Genomic DNA, 12,646 nt, shown 5'->3' with positions numbered 1-12,646 from the left:
TGATGGAGGTCAGGAGCACCGAGCCACCTGGAGGCGCCGCTTGACCGCGACCACCACCAGACCCGCGGGTGTCTGGCCACGCTGCGCAGGACTTCCCGGCCGGTGGGAGGCGGTGAGCCGATGAGCGCGATCCGGCAAGTCTCCGGCGACGAGCGGCTGCGCACGGCCTTCACCCTGTACCCCTACGCCTTCGACGAGACCCCGTCCCCGGCCGCGGTCGAGGACCTGCGCGGTCTCCTGCCCTACCACGAGGGCAACCACACCCTCATCGCCGAGGAGGACGCCCGCACGCTCGCCACCGCCGCTGCCTTCCCCGCGTGGCAGAACCTGCGCGGCGTTGTCAGCCCGATGGCGGGCATCGCCTGGGTGGCAACCCATCCCGCGGCCCGCAGACAGGGGCACAGCCGTCGCCTGATGCGCAGGCTCCACAGCGACATGGTCGACAAAGGACACCGGCTGGCCACTCTCTTCCCGTTCCACCCGTCGTTCTACGACAAGCTCGGCTACATCTGCCTTCCGCAGAACCCCACGGCGACGTTCACCCCCGAAGGACTGGCGCCGCTGCTCGACGTCCGACTCCCCGGTGAGGTGCGCTGGCAGAACATCAAGGACGGCTTCGACACCTACCGGGCGTTCCAGCGAACCCTGCTGCCGCGATGGCACGGCTTCACCTACACCCCCGACTACCGGGCCGCCCGCGTCCTCGACGCCGCGAACCGCTGGTTGGTCACCGCCACCGTCGGCGACACGGTGGCCGGCACCATGACCTACCGCATCGACGGCTACGGCGGCGCTCTGATCGTCGACGAACTGCTCTGCGCCGACGCGATCGGCCGGGCCCTGCTCCTGCGCTTCTTGGCCCAGCACGCGCACCAGGTCACCACGATCACGGTCACCGTCGCCCCCGACGACTTCCCCGAGACCTGGGCGAGCGGTCTCGCCGTCCGCACGGAGGCGGAGACCGCCTTTCCGACCGCGCCACCCCTGATGGCGCGGCTGCTGTCAATGGAAGCGCTGCACGGCGCCCACTGCGGCCCGGGGCGCGTGGCGATCGAGGTGGTCGACGACCAGCTCCTCGCGGGCCGGTACCTGCTCGACGGCAGCGGCGGGACGCTCGAGGTCAGCGCGTCCGGAACGGGGGAGCGGGCCACCCTCACCGCGGCGGGCCTGTCCGGCCTCGCCTACGGAGTGCTCGACCCGCTCGACGTGGTCGCCCGCGGCCTCGGCGAGATCACCGACGCCGCGGCCGCCGAACTGCGCTCGCTCCTGCCGCGGCGCGTCCCCCGGTCGTTCGGCAAAGGCTGAGGAACGCGTCGTCGGGCCGTTCGCCGCGGTGGACCACCCGCGGCGAACGGCCCGACGGACATCACCCGGTCAGAGCCGCTGCCACAGCGCCGGGACGACCGGCGGCGTCCAGCCGGGCTGCGACGTGTGCGACTGCAGGCACCGGTAGCTGACGCCCTCGTAGGTGACGGTGGCGCCCGCGGTGTACGGGGTCCACGGCGCCCACGACGTCTCGCCGCCGGACGGCTCGACGCGCCAGGTGAAGGTGGCCGAGCCGGACGCGCCCGCCGAGTCGGTCGCGGTCACGGTCACCGTCGAGGTGCCCGCGGCCGTCGGGCTGCCGGTGATGAGGCCGCTCGCGCTGATCGACAGCCCCGCGGGCAGCCCGGACGCGCTCCAGGTGTACGGCGCGGCGCCGCCGGAGGCGGTCAGCTGCAGGTTCACCGGGGAGCCGACCGTGGTGGTCTGGTTGCCCGGGCTGGGCACGGTGATCTGCCCGCCGCCGCTGATCACCCAGTCGAACTGGACGGAGGTGGACCCGCCGGTGGTCGCCGTGACGCTGACGGTCACCCGGTAGGTGCCGCCCGCGGTCGGGACGCCGCCCACGATCGCGGTGTCCGAGCCGTCGCTGCTCAGCGACAGCCCCGGCGGCAGCCCGTCGGCGGTCCAGGTGTACGGGCCGGTCCCGCCGGAGACGACCAGCTTGACCCCGGCCTCCACGCCCACGCTGCCGGTCAGCGTGCCCGGGTTGGGCAGGGTGAGGTCACCGCCGCTGGCAGGCTCGATGACCCAGCTGAACGTCGCCGACCCGGAGTCGTTGGTCGTGTCGGTCGCGGTCACCGTGACCTGGTAGGTGTTCGCCGTGGTCGGCGTGCCCGAGATCCGGCCGGTCGACGGCGAGATGCTCAGCCCGGCGGGCAGCCCGGTGGCCGTCCAGGTGTAGGGCGCCACCCCGCCGGTCGCGGTGAGCTGCAGGCTGGCGGGGGTGCCGACGGTGCCGGTCTGGCCGCCGGGGTTGGTGACGGCGACGTCGGCGGGCGCGCCCTGCTCGACGAAGACCAGCCGGTTGGGCGAGCCCGTCCCGGGGTTGCTGATCTTGCCGGAGCTGGACGCGTTGATGATCGCCTGGTTGGTCTGCGTCACCGTCGCGTTCGGGTGCGTCGACAGGTACAGCGCGACGACCCCGGCCACGTGCGGCGCCGCCATCGACGTGCCGCTGATGGTGTTGGTCGCCGTGTCGCTGGAGTGCCAGGCCGAGGTGATGTCCTGGCCCGGGCCGAACAGGTCGGTGCAGGTGCCCCAGTTGGAGAACGAGGCGCGCGCGTCGGTGCTGGTGCTGGCGTTGACCGTCAGCGCCTCGGTCACCCGGGCGGGCGAGGTGTTGCAGGCGTTGGCGTTGGAGTTGCCGGACGCGATCGAGTAGACGACGCCGGAGGTGATCGAGTTGCGCACCGCGTTGTCCATGGCGGTGGACGCGCCGCCGCCGAGGCTCATGTTCGCCACGGCGGGCTTGACGGCGTTGGCCGTCACCCAGTCGACCGCGCTCACGATGCTCTGGGTGGAGCCGCTGCCCTGGCAGTCGAGCGCCTTGACCGCGACCAGCCGCACGCCCTTGGCGACGCCGTACGCGGTGCCGCCGACGGTGCCCGCGACGTGGGTGCCGTGGCCGTGGCAGTCGGTGTTGGAGCCGCCGACGGTGTTGGTGCCCCACGTCGCCCGGTTGCCGAAGTCCCGGTGGGTGGTGCGGATGCCGGTGTCGATGACGTAGGCGTGCACGTTCGACGCCGTGGTCGGGTAGGTGTAGGCGTTGTTGAGCGGCCGGTCGCGCTGGTCGATCCGGTCGAGCCCCCAGGACGGCGGGTTCTGCTGGGTGTCGGCGACCCGGACGACCCGGTTCTGCTCGACGGCCGACACCGCCGGGTCGGCGGCGAGCCTGCGGGCCTGCCGCTCGGTCATCGTGGCGGCGTAACCGCGCAACGCGTGCCGCCAGGTCGCGGTGACCGTGCCGCCGTAGCGGTCGGCCATGGTCTCCGCGGACTGCGCGACGGCCGCCCTCGACGTCGCGTGGTCCTTGAAGACGACCAGGTAGCTGCCCGGGATGGCGCCCTCGGCGTTCGCGCCGAGGATGGTCCCCTCGGCAGCGGCGGCGGGTGTGGCCATCGTCAGCGACAGGGTGGTGGCGGCGGCCAGCGCGGGAACGGCAAGCCGCCGTGCCCAGGCCGCGCGGGACTGTCTCATCGCAGTGTCTCTCCCTCATGGCAAGGGTTCCCCCCCGGGACGGGGTCGCCGACCGGGGAGAGTGCAGGGTGTGTGACGTCCGCGCGAACGTTTCTGGCGATCGGAACTCCGACTGGTCGCAGGAAACCGCGCATTCGGCTCATCCGCCACGGTTTCCGCCGAAGTTGCTCCGATCAGCACACATGGTATGGACCAATCGTCGTGCGTGCTATCACTCGACGATCACGGTTCCGAGTGGACATAAGCAGGGGTCATAAGGGTGAGCGCCACTCGCGGGATGCGCCGTCCCGTGAGGCCGAAAACCATTGGCGCACAAGAATCTCGACAATCCCGGGACCCGGCCGACGTCAGTCCGCTGCATCCGCCTCGTCTCCAGCCACAACCTCATCCGACACCCCCGATATCGGAACGTTTGAACACCGCGACAGCCCTGCGGCGCGCGTACCTGGTCTTGTCGACCATGACCGCGAAGGACGCCACGCCACTCCGCTGGCGTCGAGCCGAGCGGAGAGGGTGCGCGCCGGTCGGCCAGCGCGCCTCCCGGGGGAGGGGCGGCAGTGGCCGGAGGGGCGTTCGCAGGCCGGTCAGTGCGTGCTCACAGCCGCGAGGACCGCGAGCACGCCCGCCGCCACCATGCTCCTCCTCCGCTCATCGGGTTTCACTCGGCGGGTGGGTGGGCAAATAGGCGATGAATCCGGTGGCCATGGCGTACACTGGGTGGTGAACGGGTGCCGTCGTCGCCCCGTCATCGCCGCCCAGGTGTGTGTCTGGTCGTCAGGCGATTCGCCCTTCGACAGTGCTCGTGCCGTCGAGGGGGCTTCCCGAGTAGACGGAGACCACTTGTCACGCAGCACCACCTCGGCTCTACGGCGTATCGCCGACCCCGCGAACGATCGTGAGCGTCCATCGAGGCGCCTCGTCGAGTCCGGAGCCCGTTCCCCACAGACCCCTGCACCGAAACAAGGAGTTCCCATGGTGTCCAAGACCACGTCCGACCACGTGCGCCCCGTTGTGTTCAGCCACCGGGCGATCGAAACGCGGGCCACGCCGCGGCGGTTGGCCGGGCCGCCCGTCCCCGTGTTCGTCCCGCCCGCCCGCCCTCGGAGCGCATGATCGAGTGCGTCGTGCGGAATCGGCGGGTCCCCATGAGACTTAGCGCATGTCGGTTCCTCTGCGGCGCGCGATCTCCACGCCTCTGCTGTTCACGTTCATCCTGGGGGACATCCTCGGCGCGGGCGTCTACGTCCTGATCGGAGAGGTCACCGGCGCGTCCGGTGGCGCGGTGTGGCTGCCGCTGCTCCTGGCCCTGCTGCTGGCAGGCCTCACCGCCGGGTCCTATGCCGAACTGGCCACGAAGTACCCGCGCGCCGGGGGAGCGTCGCACTACGCGAACCTCGCGTTCGGCCCGGCCGCGGCGACCTTCACCGGGTTCTGCATGCTCGCCGCCGGGATCGTGTCCGTGGCGGCGCTGTCCCGGGCGTTCGGCGGGGACTACCTGGCCGAGTTCGTCTCGCTGCCCGTCGCCCTCGTGGTGACGGTGTTCCTGGTCGGACTGGCCATGCTCAACATCTACGGGATCAAGGAGTCATTGCGGGCCAACGTCGTGGCCACCGTCATCGAGGTGGGCGGCCTGGTGCTGGTCATCGGGCTCGGGATGTGGATCGTCCTGCGCGGCGACGCCGACCTCGGGCGGCTGGCCGAGGTCGGGACGCCGGGGGAGAGCCCGTTCACGGCCGTGCTGGCCGGTGCGGTGCTGGCCTACTACTCGTTCGTCGGCTTCGAGACCTCGGTGAACCTCGCCGAGGAGACCAAGGACCCGCGCCGCGCGTTCCCGCGCGCCCTCTTCGGCGCGCTGGCCGCCGCGGGCGCGGTCTACCTGCTGATCGGGCTCGTCACCAGCGCCTCGGTCCCGACCGACCAGTTGGCCGGGTCCAGCGGGCCGCTGCTGGAGGTCGTGCGCGCCGCGGGCGGGGTGCCCACCTGGCTGTTCGGCCTGGTGGCGCTGATCGCGGTGGCCAACGGCGCCCTGCTCACCGGCATCATGTCCTCCCGCCTCGCCTACGGGATGGCGGGCGACGGCCTGCTCCCGTCCGCGCTGACCCGCGTGCTGCCCAACCGCAGGACGCCGTGGATCGCGGTCCTGGCGACCACGGCGCTGTCCCTGGTCCTGGCGTTGACCGGCCAGGTCGCCGCGCTGGCCGAGACCCTGGTGCTGCTGCTGGTGATCGTGTTCACCGTCGTCAACATCGCCGTCCTCGTCCTGCGCCGCGACTCGGCGGACACCGACCACTTCCGCGTCCCGACGGTCGTCCCGTGGCTGGGCATCGGGTCGTGCGCGCTGCTGCTGACCCAGATGAGCGCCGAGGTCTGGCTGCGCGGCGCGGTCCTGATCGCCCTGGCGCTGGTGCTGGCCGCCGTCAACGCGCGCCGTCAGCGGCGCGGAGCCGACGACGCCGTCCCCGCCGCCGGATGAGCTGTGCCGACCTTCACAGCGCGCCCGGGGTTTGGCCGTCCGCCCGGGCGGGAATCTGGAGAACCCGCGTCGAGCCAGGCGGCGCTCTAGGCAAAGAGGACGGCGACTCGTGGAGTTCGATTTCGGAGACGCGTTGGTGCGCGGCTTGCAGGGCTATGTCCGCGCGGTGTCCGAGCAGCTCGGCCTGTCCGGTGAGTGCTTCTATGTCCAGTCCGTGCCGCTGGGCGCGTACCTGGCCCTGGACGGGAGGTTCTCGGGCTTCCCGGACCGCGACGCGGCCCTGCTGTGGGACGCCGAGCGCGGCTGGGCCGCCGCCGTGGAGACCCACAGCGGCGAGGACCTGATCGTCCAGGCCTGGCTGCCCGGCGACGTCGTCCCGCCGCCGCACCGGGTGGCGCACTGGACGCGGGGCCTGCTCGACGGCACGCCCGGTCAGCCCCGCCTGACGCAGCCCCGACAGCCCCAGGACGACCTGCCCGCCCGCCTGGCGCCGTACGCCGTCGCGGGCCTGGTCCCGCTGCCTCAGGTGGCTTGACGAGTGGAGAAGAGCAGCGGGCTCCAGCACCGGCCGGGGCGTTCGCTGTGGGTGTGCGCCCTGCTGGGCGCCGCCGGGATGGCGGCGGTCGATGAGATCGTGTTCCACCAGATCCTGGCCTGGCACCACTTCTACGACCGCTCCACCCCGTCCGTCGGCCTGATCTCCGACGGGCTGCTGCACACCGCGGAGCTGGTCGGGCTGGTCGCCGGTTTCGCGCTGTTCGCCGACCTGCTCAGGCGCCGCGCGCTGTCCACGGCCCACGCCTGGGCCGGGCTGTTCCTCGGCCTCGGCGGCTTCCAGCTGTTCGACGGCATCGTCGACCACAAGCTGCTGCGCGTCCACCAGATCCGCTACGGCGTCGACCTCCTTCCATACGACCTCGCGTGGAACGGCGCGGGACTGCTCCTGCTGGCCGTCGGCGCGGTCCTGACCGTGCGCGCCCGCCGCTGATGCCCGGCGCCCACCACCCGCAGGTGGCCCTGGTCGAATGGGTCATCGCCGCGGGCGCGGCGGCGGCCGTGACCGCCTACCTGCTCGCCGCGGCCCGGCTGCGCCGCCGCGGCGACGCCTGGCCGGTGCTCCGCGACCTCTCGTTCCTGGCCGGGGGCGGCGCGCTCGTGTGGGCGCTGCTGGGGCACCTGCCGGGCGGGCCGTTCACCGCCCACATGGCCCAGCACCTCGTCGTGGCCATGGCCGCCCCGCTGTCGCTGGTCCTGGGCCGCCCGCTCACCCTGCTCCTGCGCGTCCTGCCACCGCGCGGGACCCGCCGGACCCTCCTGGCCGCGGCACGAGCCCGGCCGGTCCGCTGGCTGCTCTTCCCGCCCGCGGCCGCCGTACTGGACGTCGGCGGCCTGTGGCTGCTCTACCGCACCCCGCTCGCCGCGTCCCACCACCCGCTGGCGCAGGTCCACGTCCTGCTGGCGGGTCTGCTGTTCACCTTCGCCATCTGCCAGCTCGACCCGGTGCGCCATCGTTGGAGCCTCGCCTGGCGCGGTCTGACCCTGCTGGGCGCGGGCGCCGCCCACGCCGTCCTCGCCAAGTCCCTCTACGCCGCGCCCCCGCCCGGCGCCGTCTACGCCGCGACGGACCTGCACACGGGATCGCAGCTCATGTACTACGGCGGCGACCTGGTGGAACTCGCCCTCGCCGCCGTCCTCGCCACCCAGTGGTACCGCGCCACCGGCCGAGTCCTCCGCAGGTCCACTATGGCCACTCGCCGCACGGTGAGCGCGGAGTGACGCGTCCACCTGATCGGCGGACCGCCGTCAGGAGACTTCCCGGCCTGTTCGAGGTCTGCGACTGTCAGTCCTGACAGTGCAACGTCGACAGCAAAGGGAGATCTGAACGGTATGAGACGTCATTTCCTGCCCGCCGTCTGGGCGGCACTGCTCACCCTTCCCCTCGCCGCGCCCGCGTCGGCAGCCCCCGCCGCCGAGTGCACGGTCAACGGGGTCGAGCAGCAAGGACCCGTCATCACCGGCACCCCGGGCGACGACCGCATCGACTGCTTCACCACCTACACGGTCGATGGGATCAACGCCCTGGACGGCAACGACACGATCACCACCTACGTGAACAATGTGACCATCGACGGCGGTGGGGGCAACGACGACATCCAGGCCGAGTCGAACGTCGGCACGATCCTCGGCGGACCGGGTGTCGACAGCATCCGCGTGGACCGACAGGGCAAAACCGTCCACGGTGGCGACGACGCCGACACCATCACCATCGCCGAGACCGTCTACACCAGCGGCCCGGTCACCCACGGCGACGCGGGCAACGACACGATCAAGGTCGGGCTCGTCCGGGTGACCGCCCGCGTTCTCGGCGACGACGGCGACGACATCATCGAGGTGGGCACCAACGAGTTCGACTCCGACATCGACAAGGGCAGGGTCTACGGCGGTCGCGGCGCCGACCGCATCAGCGTGACCACCAACAAGAGCGAGATCTACGGCGAGGACGGCAACGACGTCCTGACCCTCCGCAACGGCGGCTACAACAACGGCCTCATCGACGGCGGCGCGGGTGACGACACCTTCGACATCGCCGACAACCGCTTCCAGGACAGCCGGTTCGGCACCATCGCGGGCGGCCCCGGCGCCGACCGCATGACCGCCGCCAACAACGTGAGCGCCGTCATCAGGGGCGGCGCCGACGATGACACCATCGAGGTCGGCAGCAACCGCCAGACCAGCGGACTCCAGCGTCCCACCATCTACGGCGAGGACGGCAACGACACCATCACCATCCACTACATCGAGCCCGGCAGCACCACCATCGACGGCGGCGCGGGCACCAACACCTGCAACCTGCTCTCCGACTACAGCCCTGTCACCACCGAGATCAGGAACTGCTCGTAGGACCGAGCGCGACTCCACTGTGGACCTGGGCGGGTCCACCGGCCACGGTGGCTCCGCCCAGCACGTGCGGGAGTGCTCGTCGGGCCGCCGAGGTGATCGGCTACCGCTCCCGTCGCGCGGGCCGTTCGTCCCAGACCGGATCGGTGGTCTCACGGACCCTGCCGTCGGAGCCGAAGACGAGGTAGCGGTCGAACGAGCGCGCGAACCACCGGTCGTGGGTCACGGCGAGCGTGGTGCCCTCGTAGGCCTCCAGCGCCTGTTGCAGCGCCTCGGCCGAGGCCAGGTCGAGGTTGTCGGTGGGTTCGTCGAGCAGCAGCATCGTGGCTCCGCCGATCTCCAGCAGGAGGATCTGGAACCGGGCCTGCTGTCCGCCGGAGAGCTTCTCGAACGGCTGGTCGCCCCGGGAGTCGAGTTCGTAGCGGCGCAGGACGCCCATCGCCGGGCCGCGGGCGAGCGCGTGGTCGGTCCAGAGGATGTCGACGAGGGTGCGGCCGACCAGCTCGGGATGGGCGTGGGTCTGCGCGAAGTGCCCCGGCACGACCCGCGCGCCGAGTCTCCAGGCCCCGTCGTGCGCGACGGGCTCGCCCGCGAGGAGACGCAGGAAGTGCGACTTGCCGGAGCCGTTGGAGCCGAGCACCGCGACCCGCTCGCCGTGGAAGACCTCCAGGTCGAAGGGCTTCATGAGGCCGTGCAGCTCAAGGCAGGCGCAGGTGAGGGCGCGGACACCGGTGCGGCCGCCGCGCAGCCGCATGGTGATCTTCTGCTCGCGCGGGGGAGCGGCGGGCGGGCCGAGCTCCTCGAACTTGCGCAGCCGGGTCTGGGCGGCGTGGTAGCGGGAGGCCATCCCGTCGCTGCGCGCCGCGTACTGGCGCATGTCGACCACGAGCTTCTTCAGCTGCGCGTGTTTCTCGTCCCAGCGGCGGCGCAGTTCGTCGAACCGCTCGAACCGCTCCGCGCGGGCCTGGTGGTACGTGCCGAACCCGCCGCCGTGCACCCAGACGTCGCTGCCCGGCTCGACGCTGATGATTTTCTGCGCGGCCCGGGCCAGCAGCTCGCGGTCGTGGGAGACGAACAGCACGGTCTTCTCGGTCTCGCGCAGGCGTTCCTCCAAACACTGCTTGCCGGGGACGTCGAGGTAGTTGTCCGGCTCGTCGAGCAGCAGCACGCCGTCGCCGCCGCGCAGCAGCGCCTCCAGCACCAGCCGCTTCTGCTCGCCGCCGGAGAGCGTGCGCACCTCCCGCCATCGGGCCTTCTGGTAGGGCGTGTTGAGCGCGGCCGTCGTGCACATGTCCCACACGACCTCGGCCTCGTAACCGCGCGCCTCGACCCAGTCGCCGAGCGCCTGCGCGTAGGCCATCTGCGCGGCCTCGTCGTCGCGGTCCATCAGCACGAGTTCGGCGGCATCGACGGCCAGCGCCGCGGCGCGCAGCGCGGGCGGGGACACCGACACCAGCAGGTCCCGCACCGTGCGCTCGTCGCGGACCGAGCCGACGAACTGCGGCATCACGCCCAGTCCGCCGCTGACGGTGATCGATCCGGCGTCGGGCTTGAGCTCGCCTGAGATAAGCCGCAACAACGTCGTCTTGCCCGCGCCGTTGGCGCCGACGAGCGCGCACACCGCGCCGTCGCCGACCCGGAAGCAGACGTCGTCGAGCAGCAGCCGCCCGTCGGGCAGGTGGTACTCGACGTGCGCGACCTCCACGTGCCCCATGGCCCAGCTCTCCCGTCGGTGAATCCGGGCCCACTGAACCACGCGCGGGCGGCAGGACGCGCGTCAATTTCGCCGCGCCGACCGCCGTGGTCGGCGTGAACGTCACCGCCGCCAGGGCCGATGAGACCAGGTCGCCAGACGGCGGACCCGGACTATCCGGGCTGATGGCGCAGGAGCCTGGCGACCAGCAGCTTCAGCGTCTCCCGTTCGCGCTTGGGGGCGAACTCGCTGTCCACCGCGACGCGGTTGAACAGGCCGTCCACCAGGGCGGCGAGCCAGGTGGCGGTGGTGGTCGGGTCCAGCGCGGGGTCGATCCGGCCCGCCTCGGCGGCCCGGCCGACCAGGTCGGCGAGACCGGACCGCACCAGCCGGTCGTTGGTCGAGACCAGTGCCGCGATCCGTTCGTCGCGGTGCGCCTGGGCGGAGATCTCGAGGGTGAGCCGGGCGTAGTCCGCGTCCGCGGCCAGGTCGATCGCCAGGTCGAGGAACCTGGTCAGCGCGTCCCACGGCTCGGCGGCCGCCAGGTCGGCGAACAGCGCCTCGGTGTCGGCGCCGTCCTGCTCGACGACCGCGGCGAAGATGTCCTGTTTGCTGCCGAAGTAGTAGAACAGGTTCCCCGAGCTCATCCCCGCCTCGGCGCAGATGTCGGCGGTGCGGGTCTGCCCGAACCCCTTGCGCGCGAAGCACCGCGCCGCGGCCGCGAGGATCTGGAGCCGCTTCGCCTCGCGCTTGGCTGGGTCGATGGTGCGCATGGCCCGATTCAATCAGGGGGTTGACGGTGTCGATCACCGCCTCCAATATTAGACCGACTGCTCGGTTTATGAAAGGCATGCCTGTGGCTACCCCGTCCCGCCTCGTGCGGTTGGACGCGCTCCGCGGATTCGCCCTGGTGGGCATCCTCGCCGTCAACGTGTGGGCCTTCGCGACCGGTTACTACGGCTCCGGGATCGCGGACCCGGCGGGCGATCCGGTCGTCCAGTTCGCCGTCTCGATGTTCGTCGAGACCAAGTTCTATCTGCTGTTCTCCTTCCTCTTCGGCTACAGCTTTACGCTGCAGATGGACGCCGCCGCGCGCGCCGACGCCGCCTTCCGGCCGCGGATGCTGCGGCGGCACCTCGGGCTCGCGGTGATCGGCGTCGCGCACGCCGTCCTGCTGTTCCCCGGCGACATCCTCACGACCTACGCCGTGCTCGGCCTCGTCCTGCTGGCGCTGCGCGACATCTCGGCGCGGCGCGCGGTCTGGCTCGCGATCGGCCTGCTCCTCGCAAGCGGGGTGCTGTGGACCCTGCTGGGCGTTCTCGACCTGCTCACCCCCACCCCGGTCGACGGCGCCGCGGCGGCCGCGCGGGTGGCCGAAACGGTGGCGGCCTACCAGGGGACCCCGGCGACCGTCGTCGCCGAGCACCTGCGGCAACTGCCCAGCACGCTCGCACTCGTCGTGTTCGTGCAGGCTCCCAGCGCCCTGGCGATGTTCCTGCTCGGGTTCGCGGCGGGAAAGCGGCAGGTGCTCGCCGAACCGTGGCGCCACCGGACACTGTGGACGTGGCTCCTGCGCGCCGGACTGCCGATCGGGCTCGTGGGGGCGGCCTTCTACGCGTACCTCACGGTGCACCATCCGGGAAGCGGGGCGCAGACCCTGGCGATCGGGGTCACCCTCCTCACGGCCCCACTGCTCACCGGCGGGTACGTGGCCGCACTGCTGCGCCTGTTCGAGACCCGCGCCGCGACCGTGTTCGCCCCCGTGGGCCGTGTCGCGCTGTCGAACTACATCCTGCAGTCGGTCATCCTGAGCCTCGTCTTCACCGCGTACGGGCTGGGGCTGGTGGGCAAACTGCCCTATGCGGCGGTCGCCGGGCTGGTCGTCGTCATTTACGCGATCCAACTCGCGCTCAGCGCGCTGTGGCTGCGCAGCCACCGCTACGGACCACTGGAATGGCTCCTCCGCGCGGTGACCACAGGCGCACGGCCCGCCGCCGCTCGCCCACCCGCTCTCCGTCCCTGACCTGGCTGGGAGCGGTGGTGTGGACCGCCGCTCCCAG

At 71.8% G+C, this 12,646-nt stretch carries 10 protein-coding genes; 7 read left to right on the top strand and 3 right to left on the bottom strand.

Annotation, left to right across the window (positions count from 1 at the left end):
* Positions 1–120: 120 nt before the first annotated feature.
* Entirely contained in the window at positions 121–1,305 is a 1,185-nt protein-coding gene (locus tag IEY98_RS11860) for a GNAT family N-acetyltransferase (RefSeq protein WP_189210483.1), read from the top strand.
* Positions 1,306–1,374: 69 nt separating this feature from the next.
* Here the strand turns inward: IEY98_RS11860 and IEY98_RS11850 are convergent, their stop codons facing one another.
* Positions 1,375–3,522, bottom strand: a complete 2,148-nt coding sequence (locus tag IEY98_RS11850; protein ID WP_229786836.1) for a putative Ig domain-containing protein — start codon at positions 3,520–3,522, stop codon at positions 1,375–1,377.
* 1,159 nt (positions 3,523–4,681) lie between these two features.
* Here IEY98_RS11850 and IEY98_RS11845 point away from each other — a divergent pair.
* The 5 genes from IEY98_RS11845 to IEY98_RS11825 all read left to right on the top strand — a co-directional run bounded on the left by IEY98_RS11845 (position 4,682) and on the right by IEY98_RS11825 (position 8,896).
* Positions 4,682–5,995 carry an APC family permease gene (locus IEY98_RS11845; RefSeq protein WP_189210482.1) on the top strand — a complete coding sequence of 438 codons (1,314 nt, stop codon included), beginning with the start codon at positions 4,682–4,684 and terminating at the stop codon, positions 5,993–5,995.
* A 109-nt stretch (positions 5,996–6,104) separates the two neighbouring features.
* Positions 6,105–6,530, top strand: coding sequence for a DUF6292 family protein (locus tag IEY98_RS11840; RefSeq protein ID WP_189210481.1), 426 nt, complete (start codon positions 6,105–6,107; stop codon positions 6,528–6,530).
* A gap of 3 nt (positions 6,531–6,533) precedes the next feature.
* Positions 6,534–6,983 (top strand): DUF2243 domain-containing protein, encoded by a 450-nt coding sequence (locus IEY98_RS11835; protein WP_229786835.1) that lies wholly within the window; start codon positions 6,534–6,536, stop codon positions 6,981–6,983.
* A 23-nt stretch (positions 6,984–7,006) separates the two neighbouring features.
* Positions 7,007–7,771 (top strand): cytochrome c oxidase assembly protein, encoded by a 765-nt coding sequence (locus tag IEY98_RS11830; protein WP_229786834.1) that lies wholly within the window; start codon positions 7,007–7,009, stop codon positions 7,769–7,771.
* Positions 7,772–7,882: 111 nt separating this feature from the next.
* Positions 7,883–8,896, top strand: a complete 1,014-nt coding sequence (locus IEY98_RS11825; protein WP_189210479.1) for a calcium-binding protein — start codon at positions 7,883–7,885, stop codon at positions 8,894–8,896.
* A gap of 100 nt (positions 8,897–8,996) precedes the next feature.
* Here the strand turns inward: IEY98_RS11825 and IEY98_RS11820 are convergent, their stop codons facing one another.
* Together IEY98_RS11820 and IEY98_RS11815 are read right to left on the bottom strand one after the other, a co-directional pair.
* On the bottom strand, positions 8,997–10,607 hold the full coding sequence (locus IEY98_RS11820) for an ABC-F family ATP-binding cassette domain-containing protein (protein WP_189210478.1): 1,611 nt from the start codon (positions 10,605–10,607) through the stop codon (positions 8,997–8,999).
* Positions 10,608–10,759: 152 nt separating this feature from the next.
* Positions 10,760–11,359 carry a TetR/AcrR family transcriptional regulator gene (locus tag IEY98_RS11815; RefSeq protein WP_189210477.1) on the bottom strand — a complete coding sequence of 200 codons (600 nt, stop codon included), beginning with the start codon at positions 11,357–11,359 and terminating at the stop codon, positions 10,760–10,762.
* 77 nt (positions 11,360–11,436) lie between these two features.
* Between IEY98_RS11815 and IEY98_RS11810 the strand changes: the two genes are divergently transcribed.
* Positions 11,437–12,609, top strand: a complete 1,173-nt coding sequence (locus IEY98_RS11810) for a DUF418 domain-containing protein (RefSeq protein ID WP_189210476.1) — start codon at positions 11,437–11,439, stop codon at positions 12,607–12,609.
* The last annotated feature ends 37 nt before the right edge of the window (positions 12,610–12,646 follow it).

Source organism: Actinokineospora fastidiosa (assembly GCF_014648415.1).
Lineage (GTDB): Bacteria > Actinomycetota > Actinomycetes > Mycobacteriales > Pseudonocardiaceae > Actinokineospora > Actinokineospora fastidiosa.
The sequence above is the reverse complement of the archived record's forward strand: the minus strand, read 5'-3'. Positions and strand labels throughout refer to the sequence as shown.

What these genes read in the sequence shown, in the direction of transcription:
- IEY98_RS11845 (WP_189210482.1), top strand. Translation starts at nt 4,682, where the DNA reads ATGTCGGTTCCTCTGCGGCGCGCGATCTCCACGCCTCTGCTGTTCACG.
- IEY98_RS11860 (WP_189210483.1), top strand. Translation starts at nt 121, where the DNA reads ATGAGCGCGATCCGGCAAGTCTCCGGCGACGAGCGGCTGCGCACGGCC.
- IEY98_RS11820 (WP_189210478.1), bottom strand. Translation starts at nt 10,607, where the DNA reads ATGGGGCACGTGGAGGTCGCGCACGTCGAGTACCACCTGCCCGACGGG.
- IEY98_RS11825 (WP_189210479.1), top strand. Translation starts at nt 7,883, where the DNA reads ATGAGACGTCATTTCCTGCCCGCCGTCTGGGCGGCACTGCTCACCCTT.
- IEY98_RS11815 (WP_189210477.1), bottom strand. Translation starts at nt 11,359, where the DNA reads ATGCGCACCATCGACCCAGCCAAGCGCGAGGCGAAGCGGCTCCAGATC.
- IEY98_RS11810 (WP_189210476.1), top strand. Translation starts at nt 11,437, where the DNA reads ATGCCTGTGGCTACCCCGTCCCGCCTCGTGCGGTTGGACGCGCTCCGC.
- IEY98_RS11850 (WP_229786836.1), bottom strand. Translation starts at nt 3,522, where the DNA reads ATGAGACAGTCCCGCGCGGCCTGGGCACGGCGGCTTGCCGTTCCCGCG.